At 73.4% G+C, this 1,457-nt stretch carries 1 protein-coding gene; it reads left to right on the top strand.

Features of this window, described 5'->3' with window-relative positions; genetic code table 11:
• Window positions 1-234: 234 nt before the first annotated feature.
• Window positions 235-1,457 (top strand): magnesium chelatase ATPase subunit I (locus tag C1I98_RS38815; protein ID WP_199537553.1); only part of this gene is annotated, 1,223 nt, incomplete at its 3' end.

Raw genomic sequence — 1,457 nt, 5'->3', positions numbered from 1 at the left:
CGGGGGTGTGTCGTGTATTGACGCGAACGGGAGGAAAGGATACGTTCCGGTAGATTTCACGGTCGTCCAAGGGAAATCCGGTGAGATGCCGGTGCGGACGCGCCACTGTATCCGGGACGTCGAACGATCCCGGGAGCCAGGTCGCTTGGTGGCCGTGACCTCGTCAGCGGGACGCGTCATCCCAAGGAGGCCGAACATGCGCGCAGTCACCACGCCCACAAGCTCCCCGACCTGATGGTCGCCTATCCGTTCAGCGCCGTGGTCGGGCTCGACGACCTGAAGCTGGCGCTGGTGCTCAACGCGGTCTCCCCCCGCGTCGGCGGCGTGCTCGTGCGCGGCGAGAAGGGCACCGCCAAGTCCACGATCGTACGTGCCCTCGCCGCCCAGCTCCCCGCCGTCGTGGTGGTGCCCGGCTGCCGGTTCGCCTGCGACCCGGCCGCACCCGACCCCGACTGCCCGGACGGCCCGCACGATCCCGCGGCGGAGGGCGTCCGCCGCCCGGCCGCCCTGGTGGAACTGCCGGTCGGCGCGTCGGAGGACCGCCTGGCCGGTTCGCTGGACGTCGAGCGGGCGCTGACCGAGGGGGTCAAGGCGTTCGAGCCGGGCCTGCTGGCGGCGGCGCACCGGGGCGTCCTGTACGTGGACGAGGTGAACCTGCTCCACGATCACCTCGTTGACCTGCTGCTGGACGCGGCGGCGCTCGGCACCTGCTACGTCGAACGCGAGTCGGTGTCGGTACGGCACGCGGCCCGGTTCCTGCTGGTCGGCACCATGAACCCGGAGGAGGGCGAGCTGCGCCCGCAGCTCCTGGACCGGTTCGGGCTGACCGTCGAGGTCAGGGCCTCGCGCGACCCCGGCGAACGGGCCGAGGTGGTACGCCGCAGGCTCGCCTTCGACGCCGACCCGCACGCGTTCGCGGCCCGCTGGGCGGCGGAGGAGTCGGCGCTCGCGGAGCGGATCGCCGCAGCCCGGACCCGGGTGGCGGGGGTACGGCTGCCGGACGCCCGGCTGCGGCAGATCGCCGAAGTGTGCGCGGGGTTCGAGGTGGACGGCCTGCGGGCCGACCTGGTGACGGCGAACGCTGCCGTCGCGCACGCCGCCTGGCGGGGTCGGGACGCGGTGACCGTCGAGGACGTACGCGCGGCGGCCCGGCTGTCGCTGCCGCACCGGCGGCGGCGCGACCCGTTCGACGCGCCGGGGCTGGACGAGTCCCTGCTGGACGAACTGCTGGACCGTACGTCCGGGGACGAGGGCGACGAGGACCCAGAGGACGACCCGCCGGGCCGCGGTCCCGAAGGTGGCCAGGACCCGGACCGGCCGCAGGATGCAGGACCGGGCCAGGAGAACGGGCGCGGGGATTCCCAAGAGCAGGAGGACGGACGCGGGGATTCCCGGGAACAGAAGAATGGGCGCGGGGATTCCGGGGCGAGGGGTTCCCACTACCCAGAGCCCGCAAG

It is taken from the genome of Spongiactinospora gelatinilytica, assembly GCF_003236385.1.
Lineage (GTDB): Bacteria > Actinomycetota > Actinomycetes > Streptosporangiales > Streptosporangiaceae > Spongiactinospora > Spongiactinospora gelatinilytica.
This window is presented reverse-complemented; position numbering and strand designations above follow the sequence as displayed.